Annotated in this window: 11 protein-coding genes; 6 read left to right on the forward strand and 5 right to left on the reverse strand. The window is 61.1% G+C overall.

The annotated features are described in order from the left end of the window. Positions 1-45: 45 nt before the first annotated feature. The gene (locus tag AC3ITA_RS19840) at positions 46-9,282 is read right to left on the reverse strand and encodes an amino acid adenylation domain-containing protein (RefSeq protein ID WP_489278263.1); all 9,237 of its coding nucleotides are present in this window, start codon (positions 9,280-9,282) and stop codon (positions 46-48) included. Positions 9,283-9,524: 242 nt separating this feature from the next. After that, positions 9,525-10,259: a thioesterase II family protein gene (locus AC3ITA_RS19845; protein ID WP_095942523.1), complete on the reverse strand. Its 735-nt coding sequence runs from the start codon at positions 10,257-10,259 to the stop codon at positions 9,525-9,527. Between the two features lie 356 nt (positions 10,260-10,615). Here AC3ITA_RS19845 and AC3ITA_RS19850 point away from each other — a divergent pair, with 356 nt between their 5' ends. The 4 genes from AC3ITA_RS19850 (at position 10,616) to AC3ITA_RS19865 (ending at position 15,407) form a co-directional block, all read left to right on the forward strand. Next, positions 10,616-11,578 (forward strand): IS110 family transposase, encoded by a 963-nt coding sequence (locus tag AC3ITA_RS19850; protein ID WP_150674321.1) that lies wholly within the window; start codon positions 10,616-10,618, stop codon positions 11,576-11,578. A 156-nt stretch (positions 11,579-11,734) separates the two neighbouring features. Beyond that, positions 11,735-13,558 carry a glycoside hydrolase family 15 protein gene (locus AC3ITA_RS19855; RefSeq protein ID WP_489278264.1) on the forward strand — a complete coding sequence of 608 codons (1,824 nt, stop codon included), beginning with the start codon at positions 11,735-11,737 and terminating at the stop codon, positions 13,556-13,558. A 287-nt stretch (positions 13,559-13,845) separates the two neighbouring features. Beyond that, complete coding sequence (locus tag AC3ITA_RS19860) at positions 13,846-14,811, forward strand: phosphotransferase enzyme family protein (RefSeq protein WP_489278265.1); 966 nt, start codon at positions 13,846-13,848, stop codon at positions 14,809-14,811. 206 nt (positions 14,812-15,017) lie between these two features. Further along, positions 15,018-15,407 carry a hypothetical protein gene (locus tag AC3ITA_RS19865; protein ID WP_223541888.1) on the forward strand — a complete coding sequence of 130 codons (390 nt, stop codon included), beginning with the start codon at positions 15,018-15,020 and terminating at the stop codon, positions 15,405-15,407. Here the strand turns inward: AC3ITA_RS19865 and AC3ITA_RS19870 are convergent. Next, entirely contained in the window at positions 15,383-16,390 is a 1,008-nt protein-coding gene (locus tag AC3ITA_RS19870; RefSeq protein ID WP_489278266.1) for a GlxA family transcriptional regulator, read from the reverse strand. The two genes, AC3ITA_RS19865 and AC3ITA_RS19870, sit on opposite strands and share 25 nt — an antisense overlap. Before the next feature lie 89 nt (positions 16,391-16,479). On the opposite strand from AC3ITA_RS19870, the gene inhA reads away from it, so the two are divergent. After that, positions 16,480-17,166 (forward strand): isonitrile hydratase, encoded by a 687-nt coding sequence (inhA, locus tag AC3ITA_RS19875; protein WP_489278267.1) that lies wholly within the window; start codon positions 16,480-16,482, stop codon positions 17,164-17,166. A gap of 284 nt (positions 17,167-17,450) precedes the next feature. On the opposite strand, the gene AC3ITA_RS19880 is transcribed toward inhA, so the two are convergent. Further along, the gene (locus AC3ITA_RS19880) at positions 17,451-17,939 is read right to left on the reverse strand and encodes an SRPBCC family protein (RefSeq protein ID WP_095942517.1); all 489 of its coding nucleotides are present in this window, start codon (positions 17,937-17,939) and stop codon (positions 17,451-17,453) included. A 278-nt stretch (positions 17,940-18,217) separates the two neighbouring features. Between AC3ITA_RS19880 and AC3ITA_RS19885 the strand changes: the two genes are divergently transcribed. Next, a complete protein-coding gene (locus AC3ITA_RS19885; protein WP_150674032.1) occupies positions 18,218-18,619 on the forward strand; it encodes a lysozyme inhibitor LprI family protein in 402 nt (133 codons plus the stop codon). A 130-nt stretch (positions 18,620-18,749) separates the two neighbouring features. Here AC3ITA_RS19885 and peaD read toward each other — a convergent pair whose 3' ends face one another. Then, on the reverse strand, positions 18,750-19,868 hold the full coding sequence (gene peaD, locus AC3ITA_RS19890) for a quinohemoprotein amine dehydrogenase subunit beta (protein WP_095942516.1): 1,119 nt from the start codon (positions 19,866-19,868) through the stop codon (positions 18,750-18,752). Positions 19,869-19,882 lie beyond the last annotated feature (14 nt).

The following is a 19,882-nucleotide window of genomic DNA, read 5'->3' on the forward strand; positions in this document are numbered from 1 at the left end:
TCCAGAAAATGTTGACGGCGGCGCTCAAGGGCGCCGCCGACTGAATCAGTCCGCCGCGGATTGCGCAGCCGGCGCGCCACGGTTCGCCGAGCGACGCTTGATCGCCATGGCACCGCCGAGCAGGGCCTTGCGTTGCTCGTTCACGCGCGCATCGGCAAGGCGTTGCATATCAGCCGCCAGGTCCAGCAACTCACCGACCTGCACCCCGTCAGCGCGTATCAGCGCTTCGAGCACCGCCCGGACCTGTTCGAACAAAGACTCCAGCGTGCTCGGCAGGTACTGGCCCACCGGCGTTTCGAAACTCAGGTGAATGTGCTCGGCATCGTTGTAGAACGCGGCGACCATGCCGATCTCGGCGGCCTGACGCCCGGACGGGAAGTCCTCTACCTGCAAGCCCTCCATCGACGGCAGGCGACCGACGCCTTCCTGGTAGATCAGCTTGATGTCGAACAACGGCGAACGACCGGCCCGGCGCGGCAGGCGCAAGGCTTCCACCAGACGCTCGAACGGCAGGTCCTGATGGTCCGAAGCCTCCAGCACCGCCCGGCGACAGGCCTCCAGCAACTGCGCCGCCGACTGTTCGGCATCGACCTCCACTTGCAGTACTAATTGGTTAACGAAGAAGCCGACCATTTCTTCAAGCTCGGCTTGATTTCGGTTGGCGATATCGGTGCCGATGCGCACTCGACCGACCTCGGTACGCTGGCGCAGGACCAGGGTGAAACCGGCCAGCAGCAGCATGAACAGCGACAGGTCGCGCTGTTGGGCAAAGTCGCGCAACTGCTGGCTGAGTTCACCGCTGAAGGTGAAATGGGCGCCGGCGCCTTCCTGTGCAGCGCGGCCGTCGCCATCGGCGGGCAACTCCAGCACCGCCTGTGGCTCGGCAAGGCGCTGCTGCCAGTAGTCGAGCTGGCGTTGCAACTCACCGCCCTGCTCCAGCCACTGGCGCTGCCATTTGGCGAAGTCGGCGTACTGCACGCTGTGCGCCGGCAGTTGCGGGGTCTGGCCACGGTTGAGGGTTGGATAGAGCGTGACGAATTCATTGATCAGCACACGGAACGACCAGTCATCGGCGACGATGTGATGCACCGTCAGCAACAGCACATGCTGGTCATTCGCGACCCGCAGCACCCGCACCCGCAGCAACGGACCGTGGCGCAGGTCGAATGGCCGGGCGACTTCCTCCCGGGCCAGTTGTTGCGCTTCGACGTCCGGCGCCGACCGATGCCGCAGGTCGCTGGCCTCGAAGCTCAACGGCAACTGCCCGTGGACCCGCTGCCAGGCCTGGCCGTCTTCCTCGTAGAAGGTGGTGCGCAATACTGCATGACGCTGCACCAGGGTTTCGAAGGTCTGGCGCAGGGCGTCGAGATTCAGTTCGCCCCGCAGGCGCAAGGCACCCGGCATGTTGTACATCGAACTGTCCGGCTCCAGGTTCCACAGGAACCACAGGCGCTGCTGGGCAAAGGACAACGACTGGCGCTCGCCAGAGGTGTCCGCCACCAGCGCCGGGCGTTCACAGCTGTGTTGCAGCGCCTGCACCTGAGCGGCGAAATCCTCGAGGCGCGGATGCTCGAACAGGCTGCGCAGGCTCACCGACAGGCCCAGGCGCTGGCGGATCTGCGAGACGATCTGCGTCGCGAGCAACGAGTGCCCACCCAATTCGAAGAAGCTGTTTTCGCGGTCGACGCGACTGACCTGCAACACCTGCCGCCAGATCTGCGCCAGTTCGATTTCCAGCGCACCTTGCGGCGCACTGCCGACTTCGGCCTCCCAGACCTCCGGGGCCGACAACGCGGCGCGGTCGAGTTTGCCGTTGCGGTTGAGCGGCAACACCGCCAGCAACACCAGTTGCGCCGGCAGCATGTAGTCCGGCAGGCGTTCGCCCAGAGCGCGACGCACGGTGTCGGTGAGTTGACGCGCATCCGCCGGCAGCCGCTCGGCATCGGCCGGCACCACATAGCCGATCAATTGCTTGCCGCCAACGCCTTCGTGCACCAGCACTGCGGCTTCGCTGATCATCGGCAGGCCTTGCAGGTGCGCTTCCAGCTCACCCAGCTCGACGCGGAAACCGCGAATTTTCACCTGGTGATCGATGCGCCCCAGGTACTCCAGCGCTCCGTCCTCGCGATAGCGCGCCAGGTCGCCACTGCGGTACAGCCGCGCACCCGGTGTGGCGGAAAACGGATCGGCGATGAAGCGCTCGGCGCTCAAGCCCGGTCGCTGGTGATAGCGCTGGGCAAGGCCGGCGTCGCCGCCGATGCACAACTCGCCGACGCAACCGGTCGGCAGCAGATGGCCCTCGCTGTCCAGCACATACAGTGCGCGACCCGGCAGCGCTTTACCGATGGGTACGCCGATGTGGTTGCGGGTATCGGCCAGCGTGCATGCGTGGGTACTGGACACCACCGTGGCTTCGGTCGGCCCGTAGGTGTTGAGCAGGCGCACATCGCCCAAACCGGCGGCGTGCCACAGCTTCAGGCCTTCCAGCGACATGGCTTCGCCGCCGACGTGGACCTGGCGCAAACGCCCCTTGTCCCGCTGCGATTGCGCGGCCCACTCCTGAGCCAGCAGGAACCAGTACGCCGCCGGCAAATCCGCCAGGGTCACGCCCTGTTCGATGATCTGGCGATAGAGGGTGTCGGTGTCCCACAGCTCATCGCCGCGCATCACCAGCGCCGCACCCACGCACAATGGCGGGTAGCACTGCTCGACAAAGCCGTCGAAGCTGAACGTGGCGAACTGCAACACGCGGTCTTGCGCGGTGAGTTGTGAATAGTCCGACGCAATCACGCAAAACTCGCGCAGTGCGGCATGGGCCAGGCACACGCCTTTCGGCCGTCCGGTGGAGCCGGAGGTGTAGATCAGGTAGGCGAGGTCTTCGGCGCTGGCGAGGTTGACCGGGTTGTCGGTGCAATACCCCGCGTCTGCGCCAGGCTCCAGCGCCAGGCGTGGCAAACCTTGCGGCAGCGCTACATCGGCCAGCAGGCCCGGTTGCGCCAGCAGCAGGTCGATGCCGCTGTCTTCGATCATGTAGGCCAGGCGCTCGGCCGGGTAATCCGGGTCGAGCGGCACATACCCGGCGCCGGACTTGAGGATCGCCATCAGGCTGACGATCATCTGCGCATTGCGCCGCACCGACAGGCCAACCCGCTGCCCCGGCGCCACACCCTGGGCGCGCAGGCGATGGGCGAGCTGGTTGGCTTGCGCATTGAGTTGGGCGTAGGTCAGGCGCTCGTCACCGACCATCACCGCCAGCGCATCGGGGGTGCGGGCCGCTTGTTGCTCGAAGCGCTGATGGGCCAGCAACGGGCTATCGATTGACGGCGCAGGCGGACGGGAAAATGCCAGTATGTTTGCTTGGGCCTCAGGACCCAGCAGGCTGATCGCGCCCAGTGCTTGTTGGGGCTGTGCGACGAACTGCTCCAGCACCTGCAACAGGCTGGCGCCCAACTGACTGATCTGCGCAGCACTGAACCGGGTGCGGTCGAAACTGAAATCCAGACGCAGGCTGACGCCGACTTCGATGCCCAGGGTCAGCGGGTAACTGGTGATTTCGTGATTGCGCAGCGTGCCGAAGGTCAGGCCTGCCGGTGCGCCCTGCTTGAGGGCTTCGGCCACCGGGAAGTTCTCGAACACCAGCAGGCTGTCGAACAGCGCCCCCTGCTGCCCGGCCCAGCCCTGAATGTCGTACAGCGGCACGTGTTCGAACTCGCGCAGGCTCAGGTTCAGGGCTTGCAGGTCGTTGAGCCACCGGGCCACGGACTGGCTCGCTGGCGGTCTGGCAATGATCGGCAAGGTGTTGATGAACAGCCCCAACTGCTGCTCGATGCCCGGCAACGGCGCGGAACGCCCGGCAATGGTTGCGCCGAAGGCCACACAGGACTGGCCGGTGTAGCGCTGCAACAGCAGGCCCCAAGCGCCTTGCAGCAGCGTGTTGAGGGTGACTTTCTGCTGGCGGGCGAAATCGCTCAGGCGCTGTAGCGCGGCGCTTTCAAGGGTCAATTGATGTTCGCCCATGCCGCGCCCATCGGCGGGCGTCGGCAAGGCTTGCGCCAGCAGCGTCGGCGTTTCCAGCGGCGCCAGCGCCTGCTTCCAGAACTGCTCGGCGGGCAGCAGCGGCTGCTGTTGAATCCAGCCGAGGTAGTCGCGGTATTGCCCCAACGGCCTGGCCAAGGTCTGGCCGGCATAGTGCTGGATCACTTCACCGAGCAACTGGGCGTTGCTCCAGCCGTCCATGAGGATGTGGTGGCTGGTATGGATCAAGTGCCAGTCTTCACTGCCCCGACGCACCAGCAGCAGGCGGAACAACGGCGCGGTGCCGAGTTCAAAGCCACGGCTGCGCTCCTCGGCGGCCAGTGCATCGAGGTCGATGTCGGCCGCTTCGATCACTTGCAGTTGCAGGTCGATCTGGCGATGAATCACCTGATGCGCGCACTCAAGCCCCAGCCAGTGGAAGCTGCTGCGCAGGATGTCATGCCGGTTGATCGCCGCCTGCCAGGCCCGGCCGAACGCCGCCAGTTCCAGGCCGTGGATGTCCAGGCGCAATTGATTGATGTAGGCCTCGGCCTGGGGTTCGTACAGGGTGTGGAACAGCATGCCCTGCTGCATCGGCGTCAGCGGGTAAACGTCCTCGATGGCCGGCGCCGCAACAGGCAAGGCATCGAGTTGTGCCTGGGTGATGCGCGCCAGCGGGAAGTCCGACGGCGTGACCTGGCCTGCCGCTGTCGTGCAGCAATGTTCGATCAGCATCTTGAGTTCTTCGGTGTAGGCGTCGGCCAGTCGTTGCACGGTGGACTCGGCAAACATTTCACGGCTGAAACCCCATTGCAGCGAGAGCTGCCCGCCATACACCTGGCCTTCCACGGCCAGCCAGTTGGCTAGCGGCGCATCGTCGCCCTGGGCCTGGCCACCGCTTTCCGGGGCCGGGACCAACAGCGCGGCGTCGTCGAACTGACGGTCGAACTGCCCCAGGTAGTTGAAGGTGATCCGAGGCGTCGGCAGGTCTTGCAGGGCCTGACGCTGTGCCGGTTCACCGAGATAACGCAGCAAGCCGTAGCCCAGGCCTTTGCCGGGAATGGCGCGCAGTTGTTCCTTGATCGACTTGATCGAATTCGCCGCCCCGGCTTCGGGTTGCAGGCGCAACGGAAACAGGCTGGTGAACCAGCCGACGGTACGGCTCAGGTCGATGTCGTCGCCCAGCTCTTCGCGGCCGTGGCCTTCCAGCTGGATCAACGTCGAGCCCTGCCCGCTCCAGCGGCAGATGACCCGCGCCAGCGCCGTGAGCAACAGATCATTGACCTGGGTGCGATAGGCCGCCGGGGCCTGTTGCAGCAACAGGCGGGTCAGCTCGGCGTCCAATATCGACTCGATCTTGTGCCCGTGGCGCTGCTGCAAGCTGCCCTGGGGGTTGTCACACGGCAGGTCCCGGGCATCCGCCAGTTGCGACTGCCAGTACGGCATTTGCCCAGGCACGGTGCCAGCATACTGTTGCAGGTGCGCGGCCCAGGTTTGGTAGGCGCTGGTTTTCTCAGGCAGCGCCACTTGCCGGTAAGCCTGTTGCAAATCTTCGAGCAACACCCGCCACGACACCCCGTCCACTGCCAGGTGATGGACCACCAGCAGCAGGCGGTGACTGCCATCGTCGAGGCTGACCAGCAAGGCACGCAGCAGCGGCCCGTTTGCCAGATCGAGACTGCGTTGCGCCTCATCGCACAGGGCGGTCAAGGCATCGGTCGAAGACGCCTGACGCTGCCACAATCCAGCTGATTCGACTGGCGCTGCGTGGTGCTGTTGCCAGCCTTCGGCACCTTCGACGAAGCGCAGGCGCAAGGCGTCGTGGTGGTTGATGACGGTAACCAACGCCTGTTCCAACGTCTCAGGATTCAACGCTTCCCGGGGCGTCAGCAGCAGCGACTGATTCCAGTGCCGACGCTGGGCGATGGCCTGTTCGAAGAAGTAATGCTGCGCCGGAGTCAGGCTCACTTCGCCGCTGACCGGGCCTTGATCGACAGTGCTGCGGCTGTCGAACACCGCGACCAATGCCAGGCTGCGCACGGTCTGGTACTGGAACAGGTCGCGGGGGCTGAGGCGAATGCCAGCCTGACGGGCGCGGCTGACCACCTGAATGGAAATGATCGAGTCGCCGCCAAGCTCGAAGAAATTGTCTTCAAGCCCCACGCGTTCCAGGTCCAAAACGTCCTGCCAGATCTGCGCCAACGCGGTCTGCATTGCATCTTGCGGTGCGACGAATGCCTGTTGCGGCACGGCGTCGGGTGGCGGCAAGGCCTTGCGGTCAAGCTTGCCGTTGGCGGTCACCGGCAAGGCATCCAGCGGCATCAGGTAGGTGGGCACCATGTATTCCGGCAGGCCGCCGAGCAGCCAGGCCTTGAGGGTTTGTGGCCACTGCTCATCGGCATCGGGATTTTCCAGCACCAGATACGCCACCAGCTGCTTGCCACCCTGCACCAACACCACGGCCTCGCGCACCAGGGCATGCTGCATCAGGCGGGTTTCGATCTCCCCCAGCTCGATGCGCAGGCCACGCAATTTGACTTGATGGTCGAGGCGCCCGAGGTATTCGATCACCCCATCGGCACGCTGGCGCACGCGGTCGCCGGTGCGGTACAAGCGCGCGCCGTCATGGAAGGGGCACGGCACGAACCGCTCGGCGCTGAGCGCCGGACGCCGGTGATAACTGCGCGCCAGACCGGCACCGCCGAGGTACAACTCCCCCGCCACGCCAGCCGGAACCGGCAGCAATTGCGCATCCAGCACATGGGTGCGCAGGTTGGCGATGGGCCGGCCGATGGGCACGCTGTCGGCGCCTTCGTCGATGCAGGTCCAGTGGGTGACGTCGATGGCCGCTTCGGTCGGGCCATACAGGTTGTACAAGCCTGCGCCCGGCAGTTTTTTGAACACCTGCAATTGGGCATCCAGCGGCAAGGCTTCACCGCTGCAGACGATGCGCTTGAGGCCGGTACAAGCCTCGACACCCGGCTCGTGGATGAACGCCTGGAGCATCGACGGCACAAAGTGCAGCGTGCTGATGCGGTAGTCAGTGATGAGGCGGATCAACTGCGCCGGTTCACGATGCGCCCCCGGCGGCGCCACCACCAGGCGCGCGCCGGTCATCAGCGGCCAGAAAAACTCCCACACCGACACATCGAAACTGAACGGGGTTTTCTGCAGTACCGAGTCGCTGCCATCCAGCCCGTAAGCCTGCTGCATCCAGCACAGGCGGTTGACCAGCGCCGCGTGACTGTTGCCAGCGCCCTTCGGCTTGCCGGTGGAGCCGGAGGTGTAGATCACATAGGCCAGGTTCAACGGATGCACTTCAACCAGCGGGCAGGTCTCGCTGTAGCCGTCGAGCCAATCCTGCTCCTGATCCAGGGCGATGACCTTGACGCCATCGGCAGGCAGTGCGCCGATCAAGGTGCTTTGGCTGAGCAGCAAGCCAATCGCGCTGTCTTCGATCATGTAGGCCAGGCGTTCGGCCGGGTACTCAGGGTCCAGCGGTACGTAGGCACCACCGGCCTTGTGAATCGCCAGCAGGCCAATGACCATTTCCAGCGAACGCTCGACGCAGATGCCCACCAGCACATCCGGGCCAACACCCTGCTCGCGCAAGCAGTGCGCCAGTTGATTGCTGCGGGCGTCGAGTTGCGCGTAGCTGAGCTGACGTTCGCCAAACACCAGCGCCGGCGCGCCGGGGGTGCGGCGGGCCTGGGCCTGGATCAACTGGTGCATGCACTGTTCGACCGGATAGACCTCGGCGGTGCGGTTCCAGTCTTGCACCAGCACTTGCTGCTCAGCTGCCGTCAGCATCGGCAACTCGCCGATTTTTTGCGTCGAATCGTCGACTATCGCTTGCAACAGGCGCGTCCAGTGCCCGGCCATGCGTGCAATGGTATCGGCCTCGAACAGGTCACTGGCGTAGGTCAGCGCGGCGTGCAGCTTGCCGCCCTTCTCCCAGGTGTCGAGGGTCAGGTCGAACTGGGTGGTGCGGCTTTGCCAGTCGATACTGCCCAGCTCCAGGCCGGACGCGGTGCCGACCGACGCCATGTCGGCCACGTGCGGCTGGTGGTTGTACATCGCCTGGAATAAAGGCGTGTGGCTGAGGCTGCGTTCCAGTTTCAGCGCTTCGACCAGGCGCTCGAACGGCAGGTCTTGATGGGCCTGAGCGCCAAGGGCGGTTTCCTTGATGGTGCGCAGCAGGTCATCAACCCGGGTCTGGTCGTCCAGTTGCGTGCGCAGCACCTGGGTGTTGACGAAGAAGCCGATCAAGCCTTCGATTTCCGCGCGATTGCGGTTGGCGATGGGCACGCCGACGCGGATGTCGGTTTGCCCGGTGTAGCGATGCAGCAACGTGTTGAAGGCGCCGAGCAACAGCATGAACAGGGTGATGTTGTGTTTCTGCGCGGTGCTGCGCAGTTGCTCGGCCAGTTGCGCCTCCACCGCGAATTCGTAGCGGGTGCCGCGATAGCTCGGCATCGCCGGGCGCGAATGATCCAGGGGCAATTCCAGCACCGGGTGTTCGTCACCCAATTGCGCCTGCCAGTACGCCAGTTGCCGCGCCTGCTCGCCCGCCTCCAGCCAGCGGCGCTGCCACAGGGCGTAGTCGCTGTACTGGATCGGCAACGCTGGCAGTTGCGGCTGTGCGCCCGCATCGAAGGCGTCGTAGCAGCGGATGAATTCGTCGATCAGCACGTTCATCGACCAGCCGTCGGACACTATGTGGTGCAGGGTCAACAGCAGGACATGTTCCTGCTCGGCGAGCTTGAGCAAGGTCACCCGCAGCAGCGGACCGGTCGACAGATCGAACGGCAGTACCGATTGCTGTTCGGCGGTTTCAGCCACTGCACCTTCGCGCTCATTGGCAGGCAATGCGCTGAAGTCCACCTGTTCGATCCGCAGCGGCGCAGCGGCCGGCACTTGCTGCAAGCTGTCATCGGCCTGACGGGCGAACACCGTGCGCAGGGTTTCATGCCGCGCCACCAGGCTGGCGAATGCCTGTTCCAGCGCCGACAGGTTCAGGCGCCCGGTCAGCCGTACTGCGCCCGGCAGGTTGTACGCACCGCTGTGGGGATCCAGTTGCCAGAGAAACCACATGCGTTGCTGGGCGTACGACAGCGCTTGGCGATCCTCGGCCTCGATGCCGGCCGGAATCGGGAAACGGGCGAAATCCACGCCCTCCCTGTGCAAGGCCGCAAGGAACATCTGGCGCTTTTCCAGGGGCAGCCCGATAAACCGGCGAGCAAGTTTCAAGGAGTCTTGAGCATTCATCTATCGGCATCCGCATCAGTAGGCAGCAGGCGCAAAGGCGCGTCGTGCCTATAAAACGAATGCAGGCGGGAAAAATTAGCGGATCAGGCGGGAGGTGAAATACGCAATACAGAACAATGAAAAAACCTGTAGGAGCGAGCCTGCTCGCGATAGCGGCGGGTCAGACACATTCAAGTTGAATGTGATGCCGCCATCGCGAGCAGGCTCGCTCCTACAAGGTGTGCGGTGATGCATGAATCGGATCAGCCCACTGCTTTCAACCCATGCCGCCGATGATGCACCTCAAGCTGATCCTTGATCACCCGCAGCACCTTGGCTTCTTGCTCATGGATGAAGAAGTGCCCACCCGCCAGCATGTCCACCGAAAAGCTGCCACGGGTTTCCTGGCTCCAGCCGATCAACTGTTCGGCGGTGGCGCGGTCGGTTTTGCCGCCGAGCACGTGCACCGGGCACTTGAGTAACGGGCGCTGCACTGGTTCGAAACGCCCGCAGAGCAGGAAGTCCGCACGCAGCACCGGCAGGGTCAGGCTCATCAACTCTTCGTTGGCCAGGATCTCTTCGCTGGTGCCGTTGAGGGTGCGCAGTTGCTCGATCAGTTCGGCGTCGCTTTTAGGCTGGGCAAAGCCTCGGTCGTATTCGGCGCGCATCGTAGGCGCGGCGGTGCCCGAGGCGAACAGCGCTACCGGCTCCGGGCAACCCAGCGAGCGAAACGCATGGGCCATCTCGCAGGCCAGCAGCGCGCCCATGCTGTGCCCGAACAACGCGTACGGCGCCTTCAGCGTGGCTTTTTGTTCCTGGGCCAATTGCAGCGCCAGGCGGCGCATGTCGGTGTGCAAGGGCTCGCCATATCGTGCGCCACGCCCCGGCAGTTCCACCGGTTGCAGCCTGAGCCACTCCGGCAATTTGCGTCGCCAACGGCTATAGACCATGGCACTCGCGCCCGAATAGGGCAGGCACAGCAATGTCAGCGGGGTCACCGGGCTTTCCTCGAGAGTTGTCTGTAAAGAGAACGGATGAGGTGTAGTCGGAATTAGCCGGATTGCGATCCCGTGTAGGAACGAGCCTGCTCGCGATAGCAGTGTGTCAGGCAATAATGATGTCGACTGATAGTCCGCTATCGCGAGCAGGCTCGCTTGTATGTTTAGACTTGAAGGGGTGGGTGGGACTAAAGCTCGTCATCTGACTCTGACCAGTACAGACCGTGGGAGACTTCGTCCCCCCCCTTCACCTAATGCGCCGATAAGGAATGCATCGGCTCGGACCGACGATAGAAACAAGCCAGCGCAACGGTGAACCCCGACAAGTCTTTAAACCCTAGCTCGGAGGGTGGGCCATGACAATCCTTGATTCGCAGGTGGTCGTTGGTGTGGATGTGGCGAAGGACGAGATCGTTGTCTATCGATCCGACCTGCAAAAAACCCTCAAGGTCGCGAATAAGCGATCAACCCTGAAGCAATGGCTCAAGACGCTGCCAACGAACAGCGCCCTCGCGCTTGAGGCGACCAATATCTATCACCTTGATACAACGGAAATGGCCCATGAAATGGGCCATGACGTTTATGTCATCGATGGCAGTCGCCTCAACAAATACCGCGACGGCATAGGCATGAGGGCGAAAACAGACGCCCTGGATGCCGAACTGCTGGCGCGTTACTTGAGCCGGGAGTCTGACAGGCTGAGGATCTGGAACCCGCCACCGAAGGCTTACACACAGCTCAAAAGCCTGCTTCGTCGCCGGGCCCAGCTGGTCCGGGGCTGTGTCGCACTCAAGCAGAGCTGGAAAAACGAGCCCCTGCTCAAAGAGCAGTTCAACCAGCTTCTGGCCGCCATTGCCCAGTTCGAAAAAACGATTCAGAAAACACTCAAGGAGATTGCTGAGGACGCCGGGATGCAGGATCAAGTGAAGCGCTGCCAAGCCGTCGAGGGTGTCGGGCTCCTGACGGCCACCGCAGCGGCCACTGCGTTTTTGCGTGGGGAGTTTGCAAACAGTGACGAGTACGTCGCCTTCCTTGGCATGGATCCGCGGGTGAGGCAGTCAGGACAAAAGGATCAAAGGCGTTGGCTATCCAAGCGAGGGGATTCGGAGTTCCGGCGTCTGTTTCACAACAGCGCCATGGCCGCCAGCCGCTCGCCGGTCTGGAAACCGTACTACCAGAGCTACCTGGCCAGGGGTCTAAAAGGCACTCAAGCCTTGGTTATCCTGGCGCGCAAGCTGGCCAGAGTGATGTTCGCGCTGATGAAAAACCAAAGTGAATACAGGCCAAATTCTATGCTTGGGGGTTCCCCCCAAACATAGAATCTCCCACAAGGGACTGTGTACACCGATCAACTGTGGGAGCGAGCTTGCTCGCGATGGGGCCAGAACAGACAACTCACACCTCTCGCCGAATGAACTCTCGCCCACCCAGACCAGTCAGCTATTTAGGCCCCCGGTTCCCGGAGTTTCGCGACAATGGTCGATCCCCCCGAACGCCAACGCCCCATCGACGCCCACGGCATCATCGGCGACATGCGCAGCGCGGCGCTGGTCAACGACAAGGGCAGCGTGGATTTTTTCTGCTGGCCGGAGTTCGACAGCCCGTCGATCTTCTGCTCGCTGCTGGACACCCCCGAGGCCGGGATTTTCCAGTTGTCACCGGACTTGCCCGACGCCCGCCGAGAGCAAATCTACCTGCCCGACACCAATGTACTGCTGACCCGCTGGCTCAGCGACCGCGCCGTGGTCGAGGTCACCGACCTGCTGCCCGTCGGCGACACCGAGGATGACCTGCCGCTGCTGATGCGACGGATCCGTGTGGTCAGCGGCCGCGCCACCTTCCACATGCGCTGCGCCGTGCGCCATGACTACGCCCGCGCCCACACTCGCGCACGCCAGAACAAACAGGATGTGATTTTTGAGGCGGCCGACCAACCGACTCTGCGGCTCTCTGCGGACCAGGTGTTGCGCATCGACGCCAACGTGGCGGTCGCCGAATTCACCCTCGAACAGGACCAGACCGGTCAATTCCTGCTCGGCGCCCTCGACGATCCGCGCTTCAAGGAAGGCGCGGCGCAATTGTGCCTGGAGCGCACCCTGAAGTTCTGGCGCGACTGGATCGGCCAGTCTAACTACCGCGGCCGCTGGCGCGAAATGGTCAACCGCTCAGCCCTGGCGATGAAGCTGCTGACCTCGCGCAAACACGGCGCCATTCTCGCCGCCGCCACCTTCGGCCTGCCGGAAAGCCCGGGGGGCGCACGCAACTGGGACTATCGCTTCACCTGGATCCGCGACGCCTCGTTCACCGTCTATGCATTCATGCGCCTGGGCTTCGTCGAAGAAGCCAACGCCTACATGCGCTGGTTGCGCGGGCGGATCAGCGACTGTCAGGGCACGCCGATGAAACTCAATATCCTGTATGCCATCGACGGTCGCCAGGAGCTGCCGGAGATCGAACTGGCGCACCTGTCCGGGCATGGTGGCGCACAACCGGTGCGCATCGGCAATCAGGCCTATGAACAGATTCAGCTCGATATCTTTGGCGAGCTGATGGACGCGATTTACCTGGTCAACAAATACGGCGAAGCCATCTCCCATGAAGGCTGGAAGCATACGGTGGAGGTGGTCGATCAAGTCTGTGAAACCTGGGAACAAAAGGATGTCGGCATCTGGGAAATGCGCGGCGGACAATACCATTTCCTGCATTCACGGCTGATGTGCTGGGTCGCCCTGGACCGCGCCATCCGCCTCGCCTCAAAACGTTCGCTGCCGGCACCCTTCGCGCGTTGGGACCAGACCCGCCAGGCGATCTACGCCGACATCTGGGACAACTTCTGGAATGAAGAGCGAGGGCATTTCGTCCAGCACATCGGCGGCACCGGCCTGGACGGTTCGATGCTGCTGATGCCACTGGTGCGTTTCGTCAGCGCCCGCGACCCACGCTGGCTGTCGACCCTGCAAGCCATCGAAAAGAGCCTGGTGCGCGACGGCATGATCTACCGCTACCGCAACGACGACTGCCAGATCGACGGCCTGCCCGGCAGCGAAGGCGCCTTCGCCGCGTGCTCGTTCTGGTACGTCGAATGCCTGGCCCGCGCCGGCCAGCTCGACAAGGCCCACCTGGAGTTCGAACAACTGCTCAGGTACGCCAACCCGCTGGGGTTGTACGCCGAAGAGTTCGACAGCCATGGGCGGCACATGGGCAACACGCCGCAGGCGCTGACGCATCTGGCGTTGATCAGTGCGGCGTGCTTTCTGGATCGGAGGTTGAGTGGGGAGAAGGTTATTTGGCAGCCGTGAGGTTTGATTGTCCCACCCAATAAACTCGTTAGCCGGAAACACTTTGTATTTTTGCTGTACATAAGCCGATGTAGGACTGTTCCGAGAATACTGTCAGCAATATCAGATCCAAGTAGATCGGCGTAAAAAGCTTTTTTCTGGGGGTATTATTAAAAACGCTGTCACATTCTGTTTTTTTGTTCCCACAACACACGCCAAGCCTTCTTGATATCCAGCCAATAGTTCCGACTAAAATCACACAACAACAAACGCCCTCGCAATCTATCGTTTTTTTCAGGAGCCTGTACATGAATAGCCTGGACAGCCTAATGCGTTCAATCTCCGAGGCATACGATCTACACATAAAGCACATTGAGCTCATTTACGACGCAGTCAACAAAATATTCAGAATAACCAACGAAAACGATTCGTTGATTTTCAAGATTTTCAATAAAAGAGACCATTCAAAACAAAGAATTTCTTTCGAAAGAAAAATCACATTTCATATATCATCCCGCCAACCCAACAGCATCAATCCAATACTTGCGAAAGCCCAGATAGAAAAAACCTACCTATACGAGAACCAGTTTTACTATGGCATTCTCACTCGTGAGTGCACTGGCAACCCGTATCTTACAAATGCCGGAGCTCAGTCAGACGACTATCTGTTTGGCCAAGCATTATTCACATTGCATCACATTCCACCGCCCCCGTTCAGAAATCCAAAACACGATACCAGTAACGTTAAGCATCTAATATCAAAGCTTGGAAGCCCCAACCGCTCCCAAAAAACCATTCAATTAAAGACAATCATACAAACCTTACACAACGATATAAATCTAACTACCCTATCCCATACCGAGCGTATGAAACGTTGTATTTGCCACGGAGATGCCTGGCCAGGAAACGCACTTTATTCTTCTAATGCGTGCACCCTGATTGACTTTGAGCACACCAGAATCTCTGACCCGGCATTTGATGTCGCTACGTTCATCTGGTGGCTCACGGGGAGCGAACACACGGAATTGGAAAAACTCAAATCCTGGGAGCAATTCGTCAATGGGTATGGTGAATCCATAAAACAATTAATCAACAACAGCACACCAGCACTAATAAAAACCAACCAACTAAGAAGCCTTATCTTCTTACACAACAACATTATCATTAACGAAGAAATACTTGAATATGCACAGCGCCGAACATCTCATCTACTAGAGAAATTAACCCCACACCTAAAAAGCGAACAACTACTAGAGGCCCTGTGGAAAAAATAACAAATGCAAGCATCTCGAATTTCTCATTGCTTGCGAGAACACTTACAGACTTTTGAAGTTTGTTAGCAAAACCACTCTCACTGCCCATTTCGTAATTTTCTTACACCTTGAAATGTCTTGTTGCCAGCCGTTACATCCCCACCTAACATCCTTGCTCTACGGGTACAGCGGAGCTGTCCAACACCCCCCGAATTCAAGGAACCAGAATGACCCAACGCATCCAACGCAGCATCGACTCCCCGCTTCGAACCGGTTTGAACCGCGAAGAACTCTGGGAGGCCGGTGACAAGGGCCTGATCAAATGCTGGGAGGTCGGCCGCCAGCGCGCTGCCCGTTTCCCCGACCTCGCCCGACAGTGTCTCGCCGGCGAGTTGCCGGTACTGGGCTGGAAAGGTGGCGTCAGCCGCAGCCTGAAGAAACTCGAAAAATATGGCTCCCTCAAATACCTCGCGCAGTGGCAAGGACTACGCGGAGAAGATCTGGATGTTGATTTGAGCGAAGAGCGGGCGCTGACCTGCTCGCGAACCGGCATGGTGGTGACGTTTACGCCGGATCGGGCGAAGTATTTCAATCAGTTGGCGGAAGCTGAAGCCTGACGTGAACCGGACACCGGATCCGCTCCGCCAACCGAAAACCGCTCCCGATACGCCTGTGGCGTCACGCCCATGGCCCGCAGGAAGCTGCGGCGCAGGGTTTCTTCGCTGCCGAAGCCGCATTGCACCGCCACCCGTTTGATCGGCACGCCGGTATCGCTGAGCAAACGCCGCGCGGTTTCGACGCGGATCAGTTCGATGGCCCGGGCCGGGGTCTGGCCGGTGTCGGCGCGGTAGTGGCGCACGAAGCTGCGTTCGCTCATGCCGGCCTGCAAGGCCAGGGTCGGGATGCCCAGGTCGTGGGTCAGGTTTTCGCTGATCCAGGCATGAAGTTCGTCGAAACGGTTGCCTTCCTGCTGCAGGGACAGGGTCACGCTGAATTGCGACTGGCCACCCGGACGCTTGAGAAACACCACCAGTTGCCGGGCGACTTCCAGGGCCATGGTGCGCCCCAGATCTTGTTCGACCATGGCCAACGCCAGGTCGATGCCGGCGGTCACCCCGGCCGAGGTCCAGACCGGGCCGTCGTTGATGAAGATCGGGTTGGGCTCGACGTGCAGTCGCGGATGCTGCCGTGCCAGTTGCTCGCAACGGGTCCAGTGGGTGACCACGCGCCGGCCGTCGAGCCAGCCGCTGGCCGCCAGCAGGAACGCGCCGGTGCACACCGAGGAAACCCGTCGGCAGCCACGGGCATGTTCGCGCACCCAGGCGACCAACGGCGCATCTTCCGCCGCTGCGTAGACACCCCAGCCACCGGCGATGATCAGGGTGTCGGTGCCCTCCTCCGGTAACGGTTCGGCCAATAGCGCCAAGCCCGCCGATGACATCACCGCCCCGCCGCTGCTGGCAATCACCGTCGGCGCATAGGGTGGCGGCAGACCTTGCTGGCGGGCAATGTCGTTGGCCGAAGCGAATACCTGCAACGGCCCGGTGACGTCGAGCAATTGCACGTTGGCGAAAGCGAGCACATGGATGGTTTTCGACATTTGGCGTAATTCGTGGGGATATTGGCGTATGCGCCAAAGCCTACGAGCCTAAAGTCAAACCGTCCACCCACTTCACGAGAAAAAACACCATGACGTTGCAGATCGGTTTTCTGTTGTTTCCACAGGTTCAACAACTGGACCTGACCGGCCCTTATGACGTACTGGCCTCGCTGCCGGACGTGAAAGTGCATCTGATCTGGAAAGACCTGATGCCGGTCACCGCCAGCACCGGCCTGCTGTTGAAACCGACCACCACCTTCGACGATTGCCCGGCACTGGACGTGATCTGTGTGCCCGGTGGCAGTGGCGTCGGCCCCTTGATGGAGGATGACCAGACCCTGGACTTTCTCAAGGCCCAGGCCGCCAACGCCCGCTACATCACGTCGGTGTGCACCGGCGCGCTGGTGTTGGGCGCGGCGGGATTGCTCAAGGGCAAACGCGCCACCACTCACTGGGCGTATCACGAATTGCTCAAGCCGCTGGGCGCAATCGCGGTGAAAGACCGGGTGGTTCGCGACGGCAATCTGCTGACCGGTGGCGGCATCACCGCCGGTATCGACTTCGCCCTGACCTTGGCCGCCGAGCTGTTCGACCAGGCCACCGCCGAGCTGGTGCAACTGCAACTGGAATACGCCCCGGCCCCGCCGTTTACCGCGGGCAGCCCGGAGACGGCCCCGGCCAGTGTGCTGGAAGAGGCTCGCCTGCGGGCTGCCGGTTCGTTGAAGCTGCGGGCGCAGATCACCGAGCGCGCAGCGGCGAAACTCGACCTTCAGTGAAAAAACGGCGGCAGGAACACGGCTCCTGCCGCCGCGACTTTTCATGCGCGCAAAAAAACCCGCCGAAGCGGGTTTTTCCAAGACCATGACGACTCCTTGTCGTAGCGTTCCTTGCAGATGGTCGATCATCCATGATCCTGAGCACATCCTGTGCTTCAGTGGGTAAGGCCAGATTACGCTTCGGATCCAATTTGTAACAGGCGATATCGCTACCATCGCGTGTAAGACATTCGCTATAAACCCCCTTCCGAAAACCCTTAGACGCCTCAGGTTTCGAGCCGGCTTCAGCCACTCTGTTGCTCGTGGGACTTGGCATTTTCGATCAAAAACTGCTCGATATTGTTCATTTGCTCTTCCCAGCCACGACTGTCCATGCGGAAAGCCTTCTCGCGACGGGCCTGGGGAATGTGATCGAATCCGGATTCGGAGACCTTGAGCAACGTGCCGTTGTCCATGTCTTCGAGCTCGAATTTCACCAAGGTGGTGGGTTCCTGGGAGTAATCGACTTCAGGCTTCACGGCGTACGGGTGCCAGCGAAACGAAAACAGCCGCTCCGGCTCGACCCGTTCTACCAGTACATTCCAGCGCAAATGCTCATAACCGGGATAGGTAACCTGCCCCTGGGTCCATTCGCCTGCCACAAAACGCTTGCCCTCCAGCGCCACGCCAAACCACTGTCCGAACATTTCGGCATTGGCCAGCACACGCCAGACCTGCGAACGCTTGGCCTTGAGCAGGACTTTCCTTTCGATGCGATCAGATGCTGGGTTCATAAGTCACCTCCTGTACTTGAACAGTAGGTCAGTAAGACCACAAGACCAACCCTAAAGTAGTACCAATCGGGATTGGCAATCAAACATGCCTGAAATATTCGGTCGCATTTGTGCGGATAAGTTCTGGAGTTATCGCAAAATCAAAGGGGCGAAACTGCTAACGTCCTGCCTCGAAACAGCATCGAAAAGGATAGCCACATGAAAAACCTGCGCGGCAGTTGCCTGTGCCCCTCGGCGCTACACTGCACTTTTCTTTCGGTCACAGCGAGCACTCCAGCATGAACCCACGCTTACTTTTGGCGCTGACGCCCCTGTTGTTCACCTCCATGGCGTTCGCCGTGGACTGCGACAACGCCAGCGATCAGGCGACGATGAACCAGTGCGCTGCCCAGCAGAATGCGGCCGCCGACAAGGAATTGAATGCGCTGTACCAGCAGATCACTTCGCGACTCAAGAGCAACCCGGACAGCAAGAAGCAGTTGGTGGGTGCGCAGCGGGCGTGGGTGGCGTTTCGCGATGCCGAGTGCAAGTTCTCGGCGTCCGGGGTGGAAGGCGGGAGTGTGTATCCGCTGATCTACAGCAACTGCACCACGGAGCTGACCAAGGCGCGGGTTCAGACTTTCAAGCAGTACTTGAAGTGTCAGGAGGGGGATTTGAGTTGTCCGGTGCCGGGGGTTTGATTATGTGCTGTTTTTGCGGTGTTTTTGAGGGCCCCATCGCGAGCAGGCTCGCTCCCACATTGGATTTGTGGTGTTCACAAAACCTGTGGGAGCGAGCTTGCTCGCGATAGCGTCAGTTCAGACGCCACAATTACCGGACGAAAACCTGCGCCGTGGTAATCGCCATGTCCCCGCCCGGCAACTTGATGCTGCCCGTCTGCTTCAGGCTGTCGGCATCAAAGATCGCCACGTCGTTGAAGGTCCCCGCCAGGTAGATCTTGCTGCCGTCCTTGTTGAAGGAAATGCAGTAATACGAGTGATCGAGCGTGGCGGACTGGAGCATTTTCTTCTGTTTGATGTCGTACTTGGCCAGGCGGTTGAGCACGCCGAACATCAGGTTCGGGTCCTTGGGCGAGCGCATGCCGCTGAAGTAGATTTCGGTCAAAGGGCCGAAGTCGGTGGTTTCGGTCTTGCCGGTTTTCAGGTCGACGCTGAACAGGCCGTACAGGTATTCGGCGGTGGCCGGGTCCTGTTTCTTGTCCTTGAACTTCGCCGCGGTGTACAGCAGCGAGAAGTCATGCCGGTACGTCTGCTGGTTCCACACGTAAAGCACGTCCGGCGCGCTGTAGTTCGGGCGCTTCCAGTGACGGCTGGGGATCAGTACGTCGAACTTGCCGGTTTGCACATTGACCTTGTAGACATCGGCCCCGGCCACGTACAGCGTACCGTCATCACCGCTCTGCATGATGGTCAACTGGCGCGGTGCCGGAAAACTGCGCACAGGCTTGGCGTCCATGCCGGCGTCGGTCTTGTACACGTCGAGCCGGGGCTGCTGCACCTCGTAGCGATCGTTCATCATCAGCGTCGGGTTGGCGACGGTGTACAGCTCCTTGCCGTCGTGGCTGAGGGTGAAGGCGAACATCGACTTGGCTTTTTCCCCCGGCTTCTGGGTGATGCTGGCGTGGAACACCTGCTTGCAGTTGTCCAGTTCGACTCCATAGACATCCGCATAGTGATTGTTCAGCACGTAGGCGGTCTTGCGGTCCGGCGACAGCTGCACGGTGCCGGGGCCGAAGGCGTCGGGCATCTTGCAGGTCTTGAACAGGGTGTCGGTGGCCAGGTCGATCACGTGCAGGTTGTTCGGGTAGTTGGTGGTCACCATGTATTCGTGACCGACTTGCAGCGCGGTGTTTTCATCGGCCAGAACACTGACAGAACAGCTGCTCAGGACGGCGAACGCGGCCAGGCCGCAGGCTTTGATGTTACGCATGCTGGAATCCTTCT

Source organism: Pseudomonas sp. GL_090 (genome assembly GCF_057837765.1).

Excerpts from the sequence above, each read along its gene's own strand:
- AC3ITA_RS19840 (WP_489278263.1), bottom strand. The coding sequence starts at position 9,282 with ATGAATGCTCAAGACTCCTTGAAACTTGCTCGCCGGTTTATCGGGCTG.
- AC3ITA_RS19850 (WP_150674321.1), top strand. The coding sequence starts at position 10,616 with ATGACAATCCTTGATTCGCAGGTGGTCGTTGGTGTGGATGTGGCGAAG.
- AC3ITA_RS19855 (WP_489278264.1), top strand. The coding sequence starts at position 11,735 with ATGGTCGATCCCCCCGAACGCCAACGCCCCATCGACGCCCACGGCATC.
- AC3ITA_RS19860 (WP_489278265.1), top strand. The coding sequence starts at position 13,846 with ATGAATAGCCTGGACAGCCTAATGCGTTCAATCTCCGAGGCATACGAT.
- AC3ITA_RS19865 (WP_223541888.1), top strand. The coding sequence starts at position 15,018 with ATGACCCAACGCATCCAACGCAGCATCGACTCCCCGCTTCGAACCGGT.
- AC3ITA_RS19870 (WP_489278266.1), bottom strand. The coding sequence starts at position 16,390 with ATGTCGAAAACCATCCATGTGCTCGCTTTCGCCAACGTGCAATTGCTC.
- inhA (WP_489278267.1), top strand. The coding sequence starts at position 16,480 with ATGACGTTGCAGATCGGTTTTCTGTTGTTTCCACAGGTTCAACAACTG.
- AC3ITA_RS19880 (WP_095942517.1), bottom strand. The coding sequence starts at position 17,939 with ATGAACCCAGCATCTGATCGCATCGAAAGGAAAGTCCTGCTCAAGGCC.
- AC3ITA_RS19885 (WP_150674032.1), top strand. The coding sequence starts at position 18,218 with ATGAACCCACGCTTACTTTTGGCGCTGACGCCCCTGTTGTTCACCTCC.
- peaD (WP_095942516.1), bottom strand. The coding sequence starts at position 19,868 with ATGCGTAACATCAAAGCCTGCGGCCTGGCCGCGTTCGCCGTCCTGAGC.